The organism is Moraxella sp. CTOTU46711, from assembly GCF_031975715.1.
GTDB lineage: Bacteria > Pseudomonadota > Gammaproteobacteria > Pseudomonadales > Moraxellaceae > Faucicola.
Map to the genome: position 1 here is coordinate 711814 of NZ_DALYMP010000001.1, position 15726 is coordinate 727539.

Below are 15726 nucleotides of genomic sequence, written 5' to 3' on the forward strand. Positions count from 1 at the left end.
CAACCAACATAGGTTTTTGTCACAGGTTTTATCACCACAGGTTTTTATCATTTTATCTGACAGTTATTTTTTGACCATCGGCATTTTAGCGCTTTCTAACTTTGCCAAGGCATCTGGTAGTTTATCAATCGCGGTCGCTACCACCGCTTGTGCCGCTTGCGAGATGCCTAGCTTTTGCGCGATGGTCGGTTTTTGACGAGATTGAATGGCATACAATTCGCTATCTGTCATCTTCTCTAAGATATAAGTGTCCGATGTTTGCAGGGTATCGACCAAATTGCGCGTTATCGCATCTTCACCATACCAATGCTCACCGGTTGCCACTTGTTCAACATCCAAACTCGGACGGTATTTACGCACAAAGTCTTTAAATAGTTTGTGCGTTTCTTCCAGCTCTTGTTGGAATTTTTGTTTGTCTTCTTCGGTATTTTCACCAAGCACGGTTACCGTGCGTTTGTATTTACCTGCGGTAAATACTTCGACATCGATGTCATGTTTTTCTAATAAATCATGAAAGTTAGGCACTTGTGCCACCACACCAATCGAGCCAACCACCGCAAACGGCGCCGCTAAAATTTTATCAGCCACACACGCCATCATATAGCCACCACTAGCGGCGACTTTATCAATACAGACCGTTAAGTTTAGTCCTGCTTCTTTTATACGTGCCAACTGGGCAGCAGCGAGGCCATATGCGTGTACCATGCCACCTGAGGACTCAAGGCGCACAATGACCTCATCTTCAGGTTTTGCCACCGTCAGTAGCGTGCTGATTTCTTCACGCAGTTGCTGTACTTCAGTGGCTTTTATATCGCCATGAAAATCTAGCACAAAACAATTTTTGTTGGCGGCTTTATTTTTGAATAGACCAAATTTTGAGGTTTTTTTGGGATTGTCTTTTTTCGTCAAGTCTGTAAATGCGCGGCTGATGAGTGATGTTAACCCTTTATCATCCACCATTTGCAATTGTAATTGTTGTTTGCGTTGGGCTTTGACTTTATTTAAATGGGTAACTTTCATTTCAAGCGGATGTTTGGCATTTTGAAATAGCATAATAACTCTCTAATTAAGGGCTCTAATTAAGGAAAAAATTCACACAATGGGTTTTATATAGCGTTTATTTTGCTGTTTTCAATCGCTTGTCCACACAATATTCGCGAAATGTCTGTGACAGGTATGGCTAGTAGATATGCATGATAAACCGTGTTTCATATTGTGAAATTTGAGTAAACAAGGCATAATATTCGTTTATAAAAATTTTTGCTACTTCTTACATTACGAAAAATATTGGGATTGCTTCATTATGATGCGTACACACTATTGCGGGCTTGTCACCGAAAACTTAAACGATCAAACCATCACTATTTGCGGTTGGGTGCATCGTCGCCGTGACCACGGTGGGGTTATTTTCTTGGATATGCGTGACCGTGAAGGCCTACTGCAAGTGGTCATCGACCCAGATACCCCAGAAGCATTTGCTACAGCAGATAGCGCGCGTTCTGAATATGTGCTCAAAATCACCGGTCGTGTGCGTCAGCGTTATGCCGGTACTGAAAACAAAAACATGACGAGCGGTCAAGTGGAGTTATTGGCCAAAGACATCGAAACAATCGCCACCTCTGAGACGCCGCCATTCCCCCTCAATGATGAGTTTACCAACGTTTCTGAAGAACTACGCCTAAAATATCGCTTTTTAGACATGCGCCGTCCAGAGATGCAAGAGCGTATGAAGTTTCGCGCCAAAGCCACTTCGACCATTCGCCGTTACCTAGATGACCAAGGTTTCTTGGATGTAGAAACCCCAATCTTGACCCGTGCCACCCCAGAAGGCGCGCGTGATTATTTGGTGCCTAGCCGTGTATCAAACGGTGAGTTTTATGCCCTGCCACAGTCGCCTCAGCTTTTTAAACAGCTGTTGATGGTGGCGGGTTTTGACCGTTATTATCAAATTGCTAAATGTTTTCGTGATGAAGACTTACGTGCCGACCGCCAGCCAGAATTTACCCAAATTGATATTGAAACCTCATTCTTAAGTGATGAAGATATCATGAACATTGCCGAAGGATTAACAAAAGATTTGTTCAAAACCATGATGAACATTGAATTTGATACCTTCCCGCGTATGACCTACGCTGAAGCAATGCGTGACTATGCGTCTGATAAGCCCGACTTGCGTATCCCTATGAAGTTGGTTGATGTGGCTGATATCATGCAGTCTGTGGAATTTAAAGTATTCTCAGGCCCTGCCCAAGACCCAAAAGGTCGTGTGGTGGCGCTTCGTGTGCCAAACGGTAGTGAAATTACCCGTAAACAAATTGACGAATATACTAAATTTGTCGGCATCTATGGCGCAAAAGGTCTGGCTTATATCAAAGTCAATGATGTCAACAACATCAACAACGGTGTCGATAAAGAATCAGGTCTGCAATCACCGATTATCAAAAACATGACCGATGAAGTATTAGTCGAGCTGATTAAACGTACTGAGGCGCAAACCGGTGATATCATCTTCTTTGGCGCGGATAAAGCCAAAGTCGTCAATGATGCCATGGGTGCGCTGCGTGTCAAATTGGGTCTAGACCTAAATATGCTGACTCAAGAATGGGCACCGCTTTGGGTCGTGGATTTCCCAATGTTTGAAGAAACCGAAGACGGCAAATGGACGTCGGTTCATCATCCCTTCACCAAGCCAAAAGGCACGGTTGAAGCGATGAAAAACAACCCAGAAGCCGCGCTATCTATCGCTTATGACATGGTATTAAACGGTACTGAAATCGGTGGTGGTTCATTGCGTATCAATACTTTGGATATGCAAAAAGCGGTATTTGAAGCCTTGGGTATTTCTGAAGCCGAAGCCGAAGAAAAATTCTCATTCTTACTTAACGCGCTAAAATACGGTGCGCCACCGCACGGTGGTTTGGCATTCGGTCTTGACCGGTTAATTATGCTAATGACAGGCTCACAATCGATTCGAGACGTCATCGCCTTCCCAAAAACCAAAACGGCTGAATGTCCGCTGACTGATGCTCCTGCACCCGTGGATGGCAAACAACTGCGTGAATTGGGCATCCGTATACGCGAAAAAGACAGTAAAGCGCCACAATCTTAATCAAGGTCACACCTTTAATTAGATGAATGCCCTTACTCTTCTCAAATATGTGCCAATGTGGATGCTATATCTATTGGCACATATCGCAAGCTTTATCATTTCACTTCGTCGTGACAAAAGTATCATGAAAACCGTTGATACTAACTTACGACTTGTCTATCCTGAATTCACTGAATCCCAGCGTGACGACCTTGCTAGAGCCTGTATTGCCAATCAAAGCAAAAACATGGTGGAATCGGCTAAAAGCTGGGCAATGCCACCTGCGTGGTCGGTCAAACAAATCCATACCGTGCATCATCAACAAGTTCTGATGCAAGGCTTACAAAACCCCAATGGCATGCTTGCAATTGTGCCGCATTTGGGAACATGGGAAATCATGAATGCGTGGCTCAACCAGTTTGGTGCACCCACCATCATGTATAAACCTGTGAAAGGTGAACAAGCCAATCAGTTTGTGTTACAAGGGCGTCAGCGGCTGAATGCAACTTTGGTACCAACCGATGCCACTGGGGTAAAAGCGATTTTTAAAACCCTAAAAGCAGGCGGTTTTAGTATCATATTGCCTGACCATGTCCCTGACCCATCTGGCGGTGAAGTAGTGCCGTTGTTTGGTATTCCGACATTGACCAGTACCCTTGCTAGCAAATTAGCCAGTAAAACAAATTGTAGCTTGGTAGGTTTGACCTGTGTACGCCGTGACGATGGTCAAGGCTTTGATATTTATTGTGATGAGCTAACTGACCCCGCCTTGTATGACAAAAACATGGTGACAGCGACAACCGCAATGAACCACGCCATCGAGCGGATGATTGATCGGTTCCCCAGTCAATATATGTGGGGTTATAAGCGCTTTAAACGTGTGCCAGGATTTCCCGTTATTTATAATGCCGAGCCATCCATCGCGGTAGCGGTTCGCCAGCGTTATCCAAAACTTAGCAAATCATGATATTATCAATTCACTTACTTAATATGATAATAAGTTACCTATGACTTTACCAAATTATACTTCAGCGCCGGCTTTGCCTGATGAACACCGTTACATTATTTGTATGAAATGGGGCACCAAATATGGTGCTGAGTACGTTAATCGCCTGTACAATATGGTTAACAGACATTTAACACTGCCCTTTCAAATGGTATGTTTGACCGATGATAGCACAGGGATAGATGCTAACGTCAAATGCTACCCAATTCCTGAGCTCAATTTACCCAGTAATATTCCTGAACGTGGCTGGAAAAAACTGACCACCTTTAGCCCTGAATTATACGATTTAAAAGGCACGGCGTTATTTTTGGATATTGATATTGTGATTGTCGATAATATTGATTGCTTTTTTACTTATCAAGCGCAGCACGATGACAGTGTGGTGATTATCCGTGATTGGAAAAAACCGTGGCGCATGGTGGGTAATTCATCAGTGTATCGCTTTAAAGTTGGACAAAATACTTATCCGGATTTGTTATCAAATTTTGAGCAAAATTTTGACACGATTCGTAGCCAAGTACGCCATGAGCAAGCTTACCTGTCCAATTATTTGCGTGAGCATCACCACCTTGAATATTGGGATGCGTCTTGGTGCGTGAGCTTTAAATACCAATGTGTGCAGCCATTTCCCTTAAGTTTTGTCAAACCGCCGATTTTGCCTAAAGGGGCAAAAATGGTGATTTTTCATGGTGAAGTGAATCCACCCGATGCCATCGTGGGCAAAAGCGGTAAGTGGTATCGTAAGGTATTACCAACTGACTGGATTAGGGATTATTGGCGATAACTCAACCTTTGATAGTTAAGCCTTAGATAGTTAATGGATAATTGAGCATCGGGTAATTCAACTTAAAAGAAATTTCACATAAGCTTGCGGTTTTAGGAATAATAAAAAATGGCAAACTGGTATCGTAAGTTTATTTTATTATTTAAAAGTGAAAAACGCCTTGGGGCGAATCAAATTATTGACCACTATGCCGGGCAAAATATTGAGGCGATGAAAATTCGTGTGATTGATAGTGATACTTGTTCTATCATTGATACGATTATTCAAGCTCACCCCCATTTATTAGATGATACCCAAGTGGATGAACCGATAGACCCGCTTAAGGACTATGAGCCACGGCGTATTCGCAATTTATACACGCATTTAACCACGTTGCAACTCGAGTTTATAGGACAATCTGAACTTAGTTTTTACCATGCGATACTGATTGTATTATTACGCCGTCGGTTTCAACCTGAAAAAACTTTTCAAACCTTTACCCACCTTTGGCAAACGCAGACTGACTATCTGATGGATAATTTAAGTTTACGATGGATTGCCTCTGCCTGTGATACCTTTATTGATTTTGATCCAAAACCGACTAGAAAGGCAATATTACTCAATATTATTACTTTGATTAATACGGTAAAAGTCTACGAAACCCAGCAGTATCTCTATCGTTCATCTGCCAGCCTAGATGAGGAAAAATCCGCTATTTTGTACGCCCATCATAAACCGCTGTATGCTGGTTTGACCTATTTTAGGCTAGGTAAGGACGATACACTAAAACATATGCGTGAGCGGTATCAGCATTTTTACGCTGAAGACCCTTTTTCTGCCACACTCTTACTCAAGGTGTTTGCTAGATTGCATGACCAACCTAGCGCATTCACCACATTAAAACAACTACATAAGGATGAAAAATCAGCATGGTGGTAGCCAATCATTCTTTGATACTTACCCGATCTACTCAGACAATCGCCCTACGTATTGTCAATCCTGCATTTGTGCTACCAAAAGTCTCTGATACGACAGTACATATTTTGGCGTCAGGCCCAAGCATCCAGACCAATGCCATCGACTCGCTTGGTTGTGAGTCGGTTATATTTGTAAATGGCAGTATTAGCCTGACCGAACACTATAAATTTGAAAAAATTGTGGCGTATGTTATCACTGACCCACGCTTTATTAAGCATAACTGTAGTATTCCGCTGCAGTATTATCGGGGTGGTTATCCACTGTATATCAGTGCTTTAGTGGCAGAACAACTATGGCAAGATGCGCCCGATTTTTTAGTTCAATATGCCGACCATATCTATATCATCTATCCAGTCGATAGACCGATTGATGATAGTTTGATTGCCCTTCAGCAAACTAGCCTTTTAGGCAAAATAGCTGTCACACTCAATAAACGTACCCGACTAAAACACCTAAAACATAGCCCTTATCATAGCATCAATAAAAAAATTGGGGTGTCTTGGGATATTCGTTACGGCTTTGTTGAGGGAGGAACGGTAGCGTTGGTGGCGTTACAGCTTGCTTATTCTTTAGGGTTTCAAATGATACATCTGTATGGCATTGATTTAATTAATAGCCAGCAGCCACGGTTTTATGAAAGCCAAGACAATGCTGCCCCGACCAAACTTGATAAGGCTATCACCCACCGTATCGTACCGTCGTTTGATTGGGTAGCCCACAACTATCAGCAAAAAGGCGTGCAAATTTATAACCACTCGCCCATCTCTAAGGATTTGTTTACATTTATTCCGTATCGGGCAGATTAGAGGTCACGAATCGCTCAATGTATTGGTTAGCGATATTTTTGGGTAAAAATTGCTCATTAAACGGTACGGCAAACGCCGATGGATTTGCCATTGCTTGTTCTAATAATTGGGCTAAGGCGTCAATATCATCGACAGGGACAAGATTTTGCCTTGGTAACAACTCACTAGGACCATACGGACAGTCGGTGCTTATCACAGGCGTATCCACGGCTAATGCTTCGGCAATCACTCGCCCAAAGCCCTCAAATCGAGAACTTAATACTAAGCATTTAGCGTGTTTGATATACGGATAGGGGTTAGATTTAAAGCCAGTAAATACCACCTTATCGCTAATCCCTAAATCAACCGCAAGCTGTTTGGTTTCTGCCATCAGTTTGCCTTGACCCACCAAATACAGCGGATAACGTTGAGAGGTTTTGGCATAGGCTTTTAGCAGGATATCATGGGCTTTTTGGTACTTGAAGCTGCCCACATGCACAATAAACTCCGCAATCTCTAGCGGGTATGCCTCTGCTATTGCCTCAATAAGCTTGTTATCAATCGGGTTATAAATCGTGGTAATATTCGTCAGCCCTAAGGTCGCCTTAAAATCCACCGCCACTCCTTCACTAATCGCCACACAAGGCTGCGCATGATAGGTCGTCTTTAGCTGCGCTATATCCATAGGCTTATTGCGAGCTTGGGCTAATTTCAGTTCTTGAGAAAGGGTATTACGAATCACATGAATGACATTGGGTAACTGGCTATAGCTTAACACCTTGTCCGCCCGTTCCAAATTTGCAATCGTCAAACATGGCTGACCAATATGCGTTAAAATATAGTTATCTAAATGTTTGGCAAATTGTTGGTAACGCACCCTATCACTGGGGATTAATTTAAACCACTTAAAGTTGACAATATGAAAATCGATATGTGGACTAAGCTCATATTCTGTCGTGGCTTTAAATCGGATGACATGGACTTTATAGCCCAGTTGATAAAAGCCTTCCGCGAGCGTCAATACTGACTTTTCTGCCCCGCCCCCCTGCAAGCAGTTGATAACCAACACAATGATATTTGAGGGGTTGCAGCTCACAAGTGGCTCCTTATGGTTATTCAAAGGTAAGGTTGGTCATATATAGTGGGCGTGTCGCACGCAGGACTTCACGTTTGATTTTTTGTAGCCCTGTTAAAGGTCGTTTAATTTCTTGGCTTCTGGTTGCCTGTAGACTGCTTGCCAAAGCAACTTGCGGTAATAGATGATGCTCCTGAATCACAATCGCAGGCACAAGCTGATATACAGGCAGGGCTTTGGGGTATTTTCCCACATCAAATAGCATCACATCTACTGCCTCAAGCTGGGGTAGGTTTCTGATATATTGTAATAAATACTGACAAGCGCGATGGGATAGCAGATAACCTGCCCCGCCTAAATGGCGAGACTTTAATTCATAAATCGTCCGTCTACCCTGAGGCAAGACTATCGGATGAGTCAAATGCACCCTTGGGCTTACCTTTTCTAATTTTAAAATATCGATAGCTCGGCTTTGAAAAACATCAGTTTGACGAATAAACTGCTCGAACTGCTGACCTAAAAAAATATCATCCTCGTATATCCCGATATAATCAAGATTTTCATCCACACAGCGTTGCCACAAGCTAGCATGACTTAAAAAACAGGCAATTTCGGTGTCACTAGATACCGACTTTGTGATATCAATCGCCAGTCGCTGAGCGACTTGGGTATTTTTATCAGGGGTGACCGCCGAAAAAAAAGTAAAAGGGATGTGCTGCTTAGCAAACTCTTGTTGGATATGGCTTTGCCGCTTGCTATGATGAGCGAGACTAATCACATAATTTTTTAGCATCACTTTTCTCGCTTGGATTTATTCAAAGCCAACCCCCATAAATGTCAAATACTGACGGGCAACATTTTGTGGCAAAAAAGCTTCGTTAAATGGCACATTAAACTGGATAGGATGGCTCATTAATTGGTTGATTTTTTCAGTTAACGCAGGGATATCTGCCACTGCCACCAAATTCTGCGGCGGCAAAATTTCACTAGGTCCTGACGGACAATCGGTGCTAATCGCAGGCACGCCTAATGCCAATGACTCTGCCAATACCAATGCAAAGCCCTCAAAATGCGAGGACAACACAAACCCTGTGGCGTGCTTTAGCAATGGGTAAGGATTCTTTTGAAACCCAGTTAAAATCACTTTATCTTGCAAGTTTAACGCGATAATTTTTTGTTCAATTTGCGCTTGCAAACTACCCTTACCCACCAATACCAAGGGCAATGTCTGTGCCGAATTGGCATAAGCTTGCAATAAAATTTCATGCCCTTTTTGCGCTTTAAAACTACCCACATGAATAAGATAGCCCTGTTGGGTAATGGTGGGTAAATCTGGGTTAGCTGCCTCAGCTAATACACGGGTTTTATCACGGTCGATGGGGTTATAAATCGTGGTGGTTTTGGTCGGTTCACCAAATTGACGGACAAAATCTTGCGCTACCCCGCCGCTCACACAAATAGCAGGATACTTGGTATAAATTCGTTGAAAGTAAGAAAGCTGCTTGGGCGGCAAGGTAGCAAGTTTTAATTTTTCACTCAGTTGATTATGGATGACATACGCCACCTTTTTTTGCCTTGAATAATAAAATACCTCATGTTCACGGTACAAGTTCACGAATATTGCCACAGGCTGACCAATATGTTTACTGATATAGCCATCAACCGCGCGAGCAAAAAAGAAATGCCGAATTTTACCTTTCGGAAAGCGTCGATAATTGCGAAAAGGAATAAGATGATAGATTAAATTTTCGCTTAATGTATGTTCGACAATCGGGTCAAATCGGACAATATGCACCTCAAAGCCCATCTGGTAAAAGGCTTCCCCCAAGGTCAAAACAAATTTTTCTGCACCACCGCCTTGCAGTGAATTAATCACTAATACGATTTTTTGTGACTGTACCAATGCCATTTAATACTCTATTGACTATTTAAACCAACGACTAAATAAAGAAGGTTTTTTCGCAGGGCGAGTGACCGCATTACCTTTGTAACCTTTTTTATAAGTTCTTTTTGGAAACTCGCCAAACGGCGTAGTGCGATAGTTCTCAATACTATAGCCCGCTTGTATCGACTCTTGATAGTAGGTATCGAAAACCTCAACCAAATCTTGACGAGGGTGCGGCAAAATCTGCCCATCAAACCAATGCGTTTTGCCCTCGGCTTGTAAGCGCGGTAAGGAATATTTATGGCTAAACTGCGTCCCCATGTCTGAATAATGCAAAATTCGAATATCCTCAATCGCTAAATCTTCGCCATCCACACAATTAAAGCTGTCTTGGTAGAGCTGTATGAGTTGCGGATTGGCTTTAAATTTTGCCATCATTTTGCTATGGCTCTCAAGATCGGCTTGTAGATGTGCTATAGGCTCAAGATAATCCTTGGCTTTTTGGCAATCCCATACGCAGGTGCACAGTCGCATCAAATCGCCATCACCTTTAGCCGCAAGGATCGCCTCATCAGATATCGGGTGCTGCCACAATTTAGCGATATCGTCCAACACCACCATATCGGCATCCATATAAATCGCCCGTCCGCTAAAGCCACAATATTCGGGGATTGCCCAACGAAAGCCCGAAAACGGGGTCGCCCATTTTTCGGTATGCCAGCCCTCGCCTGTTTGCGGATTGGAATACCATACGCTGCTTGGGTCACGGCTTAACTGCATCCAGATAATCTCGACAGGCTCGCTGGTATGTTTGTGCAAGCTATAATCTAGCACCATCATCTGCTCAAGGTCACTGTTATTAGGGTCACAGCCGATAAAAATTTTGATAGGTTGGTCTAAGTTCGCCATAGTTTATCCTCTATTCTCGCCAATGCGTTGCCACCCAATCAGTCGGCAAAATAAAATGGCGTAAATGCGAAATCGGTTTTTTGATTTTTTCAGCGGTGAATAACTGCCCTAAATGGTCTTTGGCATTATCGGCAGAATTTTTGTTGTATTGCCCTGCAATCGCATTTTGCGGATACAAATCACCAGGGAAAATAATAATGCGTGCATCATGAGGCAGTTTTGGTGGGATAAAATAATTTAGCGGAAATGGCTGGCGGCATTTGCGGCGAAAATGCACCACCCACTCTTTTGGAAAAAGCTTAACCCCACCTGGGGCATTACGAGTGACAAAGCGCTGCTCAAAGCGATATTTATCCGCCACGCCTTGTGGATCGGCACGGAATTTTTCTAGCAAACTAACCAAGCTACCGACTTTGAAGCGAAAACACGAGGTTTGACCTAGCTTCTCTAAGGGGTTACTTGGGTTATAAGATAAAACCGTCTGATTGTCATCACCAAAACTAAAAAAGTCGTCAAGGCTACCCACTACGACCACATCAAGATCTAAAAATAATACTGTTCCTGTGACATTGCCAAGCTGTGCATTCCAAAGCCGTGACTTAGGCCATTTACCAAGGGTATTGGTAGGCATCACAATATCACTGGGCGGCAAATCCTGACATTCTACTTCAGGACGGATGCCATCGGTATTGTCGGTAAAGCAAACAAAGCGAAACGGCGGGGTGATATTACGGCTTACCATCCCATAGAGTTTATTAACGTAATCTGCGCCATATTTGGTGCCCCATTTGATACAAATAATTTGTTTAAGCGGGGTGGTTGCACTCGATGTTGTCATGTCACTTCCAAAGTACCGATAATTTTTCAAAAAATAAGGATAGTCATTTTAACATAACTATCCTTTTATTTTCACTTATCTACTTATTATCACTTATCTACTTATTTTCACTTATCTACAATTTTACCGATTATTCATCCACGTAGCTGAGCCAGTGCGCGTATTTATCATTTTTGCCTTGCACCACGTCAAAAAATAGACTTTGTAGTTTTTCGGTGATTTCACCACGCGCGCCGCAGCCAATGACGTGGTCATCATATTCACGAATTGGGGTAATCTCGGCAGCAGTACCTGTCATAAAAATTTCGTCTGCGATATAAAATTCATCACGGGTGATTCTACGCTCATGCACTTTGATGCCCAGATCCTGTGCAAACTGTATCACCGTGCGACGGGTAATGCCGTCCAATGCACCCCCTGACAAATCTGGGGTATGAAGCTCACCGTCTTTGACCAAAAATAAGTTTTCCCCTGAGCCTTGACAAACATAGCCTTGGGTATCCATCAATACCGCTTCATCATAGCCATGACGGGTGACTTCTTGGTTTGACATGATAGATACTGGGTAATTGCTGACGGCTTTGGCTTTACACATGGTGACGTTTGGATGGTGATGGGTAAAACTTGAGGTTTTTACACGGATACCTTTTGCCATGCCTTCTTCACCCAGATAAGCACCCCAAACCCAAGCGGCAACGATGGTGTGAATGCTATTATCTTTGGCAGCGATACCCAATTTTTCAGAACCCACCCAAATCAATGGGCGAAGGTATGCCGATTCAAGGTTATTTTCACGTACCACGGCTTTTTGTGCTTGTAATACTTCTTCATACGAATAGGGTACAGCAAGCTGGAAAATTTTAGCTGAATTTAGCAGGCGCTGGGTATGGTCTTCCAGACGAAAAATCGCCGTGCGTCCATCATGGGTTTTGTAGGCTCGAACCCCCTCAAATACACCCATCCCATAGTGCAGTGTATGGGTTAATACGTGGATTTTGGCATCACGCCAGTCTACCATGTTGCCGTCCATCCAGATAAAACCATCACGGTCTGCCATGCTGGGAATTGTTGCCATTGATTACTCCTAGTGCTTTGTTTGAAATAAAAAGTGCTTTGTTTAAATAAAAAGTTTTTGTTTTAAATAAAAAGTGATGTTACATCTATTCTGGACGTTGCCCAATTAGATGATGCCATTGCGCATCAACAAAATTACGCAGCTCATGCCACTGGGCTTCATCTACCAGTATCGGCTGCTCTGCCAAAGCCAACCGATGCGTCATACTGCGGATACGAAGATAAGCGTGCGTTAGCTGTTCGCATATTTCTGCCTCGATGATGCCCGTTTTGGCAAGCGCTTCAAAGATACGCACATTGTCACTCCAAACAGCCAACGCAGGATAACTATTGGCATACGCCAAGACAGCAAACTGGGCAATAAATTCAATATCAACCAATCCGCCTGCATCTTGTTTCAGATGGAATAATCCTTGCTGCTTGGTATGCGGTTTGCTGCCCAAATGGTCTTGCATCTTATGACGCATGGTGGATACTTCGATACGAACACTGTCTTTATAACGCGGCAGACACAACACTTCTTTTCGAATCTGGTCAAATCGCGTCATCACCCGGTTATCCCCGCAAATGGCACGAGCGCGAACCAACGCTTGGTGTTCCCATGCCCAAGCTTTGTGCATTTGGTAAAGTTCAAACGCATGGGTAGATACCACCATCATACCCGCTTGACCCGAAGGACGCAGGCGCATATCAATCTCATAGACGCGACCATCACGCGTTTGGGTGGTCAAATAATTCATCAGTTTTTGGGCAAGACGTGCGGCAAACTTCATACCGCTGATGGGTTTTTCACCGAGCGTCATCGCTTCTTCATCAATATCATGAATAAACACAAGATCAAGATCTGAGCTATAACTCATCTCAAGCCCGCCAAGCTTACCATAACCGATAATCGCAAAGCCATTATGCGTTTCACTCACAGGCTCGCCTTGGGCATTAACAGGATAGCCATGTTTTTTTACCAATTCACCAAATACCCGTTGCAACGCTTTTTCAAGCACCACTTCAGCGATAAAGGTGAGTGAATCAGAGACTTTCATCAACGGTCTATCCGCCAACACATCACTCGCCGCCACTGCCAAGACTTGGGTTTTTTTGAAAAAACGAAAGGCGTTGAGTAGCCCTTCTTCATCATTAGGTTCTACCCGTAACAACTGCTGACGCAAGATGTCACTGAGTTCTGCCTTATCAGGTAAATGACGGTATTTTTCACGGATAAATGAATCTAGCAAAACAGGATAACTGACCAATTCGCTCGCAATCCAAGGGCTTGCTGCCAACATGGGAATCAATTTGGCGGCTGCCGTTGGGTTTTCGACAAACATGACCAAATAAATTGACCGACGACTTACCGACTCTAGTAGTGTCAACATTCTAGGTAACGCCACGTTGATTGCATCTTCGCTTAAATCAGAATGTAACAATCCATTGATTAGAATCGGATAAGCGGCATTTAAGCGAGTCTTGGCTTCTTCACTAAGCCCTGCGATGAGCTTACTTTGCCAAAACTGGCTTAATTTATCTTTATTGTCAGCGCTTAATTTTTGCTCAAGCTCAGATAAATTGTGCTGATGATCCACTTGCAGTTGTTCATCAGATTGCTGGCGATCACTGACCAGCTCGTCAAAAGGTATTTTTACCGTTTGGCGGTATTCATTGAGTTTGGCTAACAATGCCGCCCAATCGGCAAACCCCAATACTTGGGCAAGCTGATGTCGCTGCATGGCGTCTTGTGGTAGTCGCTGGGTTTGTTCATCATTGATGGCTTGGATACCATGCTCTAATCTGCGTAAAAAACGATAGGCTTGTGCCAATTGCTCATGGGTCACAGCATCGATAAAGCCATGTTTTTCTAATTGGCTCATCGCTTGTAGGCAGTTTTTTACTTTGATATCACTGACACGCCCGCCATAAATCAACTGAAACGACTGCACGATAAACTCAATATCACGAATACCACCCGCCCCAAGCTTGACATTGTCGGTATCTTGACGTTGTTCGACTTGGTTTTGAATCAGTGATTTCATCTCACGTAGGGCGGCAAAGGCACTATAATCGACATAATAACGAAATACAAACGGCTTGATAAGCGCTTTTAAGCTATCGCTAAAGGTGACAGGGTTGACGATTCTGGCTTTTAGCCAAGCAAATCGCTCCCACGCCCGTCCATGTTGGGCAAAATATTTTTCCAGTGCCGATAAATGAATTGCCAAATCACTGCCATCACCCCAAGGACGCAGGCGCATATCAATGCGAAATACAAAACCATCTTGGGTGTTTTTATCAAGCAGATTGATGATGCCTTGACCCCATTTGGTAAAAAATTTCTTGTTGTCGATGGATTTAGCAGCTTTTGACCCTTGTTGTTTTAACGGGTCAACGACCGTCTCACCTTGCCCCTGATGAACAAAAATCAAATCGATATCGCTTGATAAGTTAAGCTCTTCTGCCCCCATTTTACCCATGGCGATAATGGCTAAATCATCTTTATGTGTTTTATTTTTTTCATCGAAAAAATACGGCTCGCCATAGCGACTGATTAAATCTTGATACACATAGTCTTTGGCAAAGATGAGACAATAATCGGCAAATTTTGACAACTCCCATGTTAGCTGCTCTAGACTAATTAAATTTAATGCATCTTGCCAAATCCAGCGCACCATCAACAAATTTCGTAGATGGCGCAGCCCACGCATCACGCTTGCTTCATCCGCCAATTGGTAATCTTCATCCAGCGTATAATCGCGTATTAAATCTTTGATATGTTGGACATCGAGCGTTTGGGTAAGGGGATAGCTTTTTAAAAAGCTTTGTGCAACGTTTGTTTTAGTCTGCCAATACTGATAGCCAAAATTACTAGCTTGCTGTAATACAGCGATTTGTTCTATCGTCGGTAAGAGTTGCGGCATTCTAATTTCCGTGTGGCAAATAAATAAACAGACCCACCTCATCGTGGTATATATAAGTACTAAGCATTCACGCTTGCGTATCGATACAATCAATCTTGTCCAATCAAGTTTGTACAACCAAGCCAAGTTTGTACCATCAAGCGGGAGATTTTGCAATTAGCCTTGATTAAGTGCGGTTGATACAGAGTATTTTGCTCAACCTTACACTGCTTAAAAGTTATCCTTATAGCCTAGCACAAACCGCTATTGTTGCAAATTTTTTTAGCACACAAACCTATAAATACTCGTTTGCGCGTAGCAAAATGTTTGTAATAAAAATAAAAACGTAAAAAATATTGGTAGTTATCAAATTTTCATATATGATGAAAAAAACAAGGAAGTAAAAGTCAATAAATTTATGTGAATATTCGGTCTAT

Annotated in this window: 13 protein-coding genes; 5 read left to right on the forward strand and 8 right to left on the reverse strand. The window is 43.0% G+C overall.

Annotation, left to right across the window (positions count from 1 at the left end):
• Window positions 1-63 precede the first annotated feature (63 nt).
• Window positions 64-1053 (reverse strand): protease SohB, encoded by a 990-nt coding sequence (gene sohB / locus RTJ53_RS03075; RefSeq protein ID WP_312275787.1) that lies wholly within the window; start codon window positions 1051-1053, stop codon window positions 64-66.
• A 250-nt stretch (window positions 1054-1303) separates the two neighbouring features.
• Here sohB and aspS point away from each other — a divergent pair, with 250 nt between their 5' ends.
• The 5 genes from aspS (at window position 1304) to RTJ53_RS03100 (ending at window position 6641) form a co-directional block, all read left to right on the forward strand.
• Complete coding sequence (aspS, locus tag RTJ53_RS03080) at window positions 1304-3109, forward strand: aspartate--tRNA ligase (protein ID WP_312275788.1); 1806 nt, start codon at window positions 1304-1306, stop codon at window positions 3107-3109.
• A gap of 22 nt (window positions 3110-3131) precedes the next feature.
• On the forward strand, window positions 3132-4055 hold the full coding sequence (locus RTJ53_RS03085) for a lysophospholipid acyltransferase family protein (protein ID WP_312275789.1): 924 nt from the start codon (window positions 3132-3134) through the stop codon (window positions 4053-4055).
• Window positions 4056-4095: 40 nt separating this feature from the next.
• Window positions 4096-4878: a glycosyltransferase gene (locus tag RTJ53_RS03090; protein WP_312275790.1), complete on the forward strand. Its 783-nt coding sequence runs from the start codon at window positions 4096-4098 to the stop codon at window positions 4876-4878.
• A 108-nt stretch (window positions 4879-4986) separates the two neighbouring features.
• Window positions 4987-5796, forward strand: coding sequence for a hypothetical protein (locus RTJ53_RS03095; protein WP_312275791.1), 810 nt, complete (start codon window positions 4987-4989; stop codon window positions 5794-5796).
• 11 nt (window positions 5797-5807) lie between these two features.
• On the forward strand, window positions 5808-6641 hold the full coding sequence (locus RTJ53_RS03100) for a hypothetical protein (protein WP_312275792.1): 834 nt from the start codon (window positions 5808-5810) through the stop codon (window positions 6639-6641).
• Here the strand turns inward: RTJ53_RS03100 and RTJ53_RS03105 are convergent.
• From RTJ53_RS03105 to glnE, 7 genes are all read right to left on the reverse strand, one after another.
• The gene (locus tag RTJ53_RS03105) at window positions 6619-7716 is read right to left on the reverse strand and encodes a glycosyltransferase (RefSeq protein ID WP_312275793.1); all 1098 of its coding nucleotides are present in this window, start codon (window positions 7714-7716) and stop codon (window positions 6619-6621) included. The two genes, RTJ53_RS03100 and RTJ53_RS03105, sit on opposite strands and share 23 nt — an antisense overlap.
• A 16-nt stretch (window positions 7717-7732) precedes the next feature.
• The gene (locus RTJ53_RS03110; RefSeq protein ID WP_312275794.1) at window positions 7733-8488 is read right to left on the reverse strand and encodes a glycosyltransferase family 25 protein; all 756 of its coding nucleotides are present in this window, start codon (window positions 8486-8488) and stop codon (window positions 7733-7735) included.
• A gap of 18 nt (window positions 8489-8506) precedes the next feature.
• Window positions 8507-9604: a glycosyltransferase gene (locus tag RTJ53_RS03115; RefSeq protein WP_312275795.1), complete on the reverse strand. Its 1098-nt coding sequence runs from the start codon at window positions 9602-9604 to the stop codon at window positions 8507-8509.
• A 15-nt stretch (window positions 9605-9619) separates the two neighbouring features.
• On the reverse strand, window positions 9620-10489 hold the full coding sequence (locus tag RTJ53_RS03120) for a glycosyltransferase (RefSeq protein ID WP_312275796.1): 870 nt from the start codon (window positions 10487-10489) through the stop codon (window positions 9620-9622).
• A 10-nt stretch (window positions 10490-10499) separates the two neighbouring features.
• Window positions 10500-11327, reverse strand: coding sequence for a glycosyl transferase (locus RTJ53_RS03125; protein ID WP_312275797.1), 828 nt, complete (start codon window positions 11325-11327; stop codon window positions 10500-10502).
• 130 nt (window positions 11328-11457) lie between these two features.
• Entirely contained in the window at window positions 11458-12402 is a 945-nt protein-coding gene (locus RTJ53_RS03130; protein WP_007116868.1) for a branched-chain amino acid transaminase, read from the reverse strand.
• A gap of 85 nt (window positions 12403-12487) precedes the next feature.
• Window positions 12488-15310: a bifunctional [glutamate--ammonia ligase]-adenylyl-L-tyrosine phosphorylase/[glutamate--ammonia-ligase] adenylyltransferase gene (glnE, locus tag RTJ53_RS03135; protein WP_312275798.1), complete on the reverse strand. Its 2823-nt coding sequence runs from the start codon at window positions 15308-15310 to the stop codon at window positions 12488-12490.
• Between the last annotated feature and the right edge of the window lie 416 nt (window positions 15311-15726).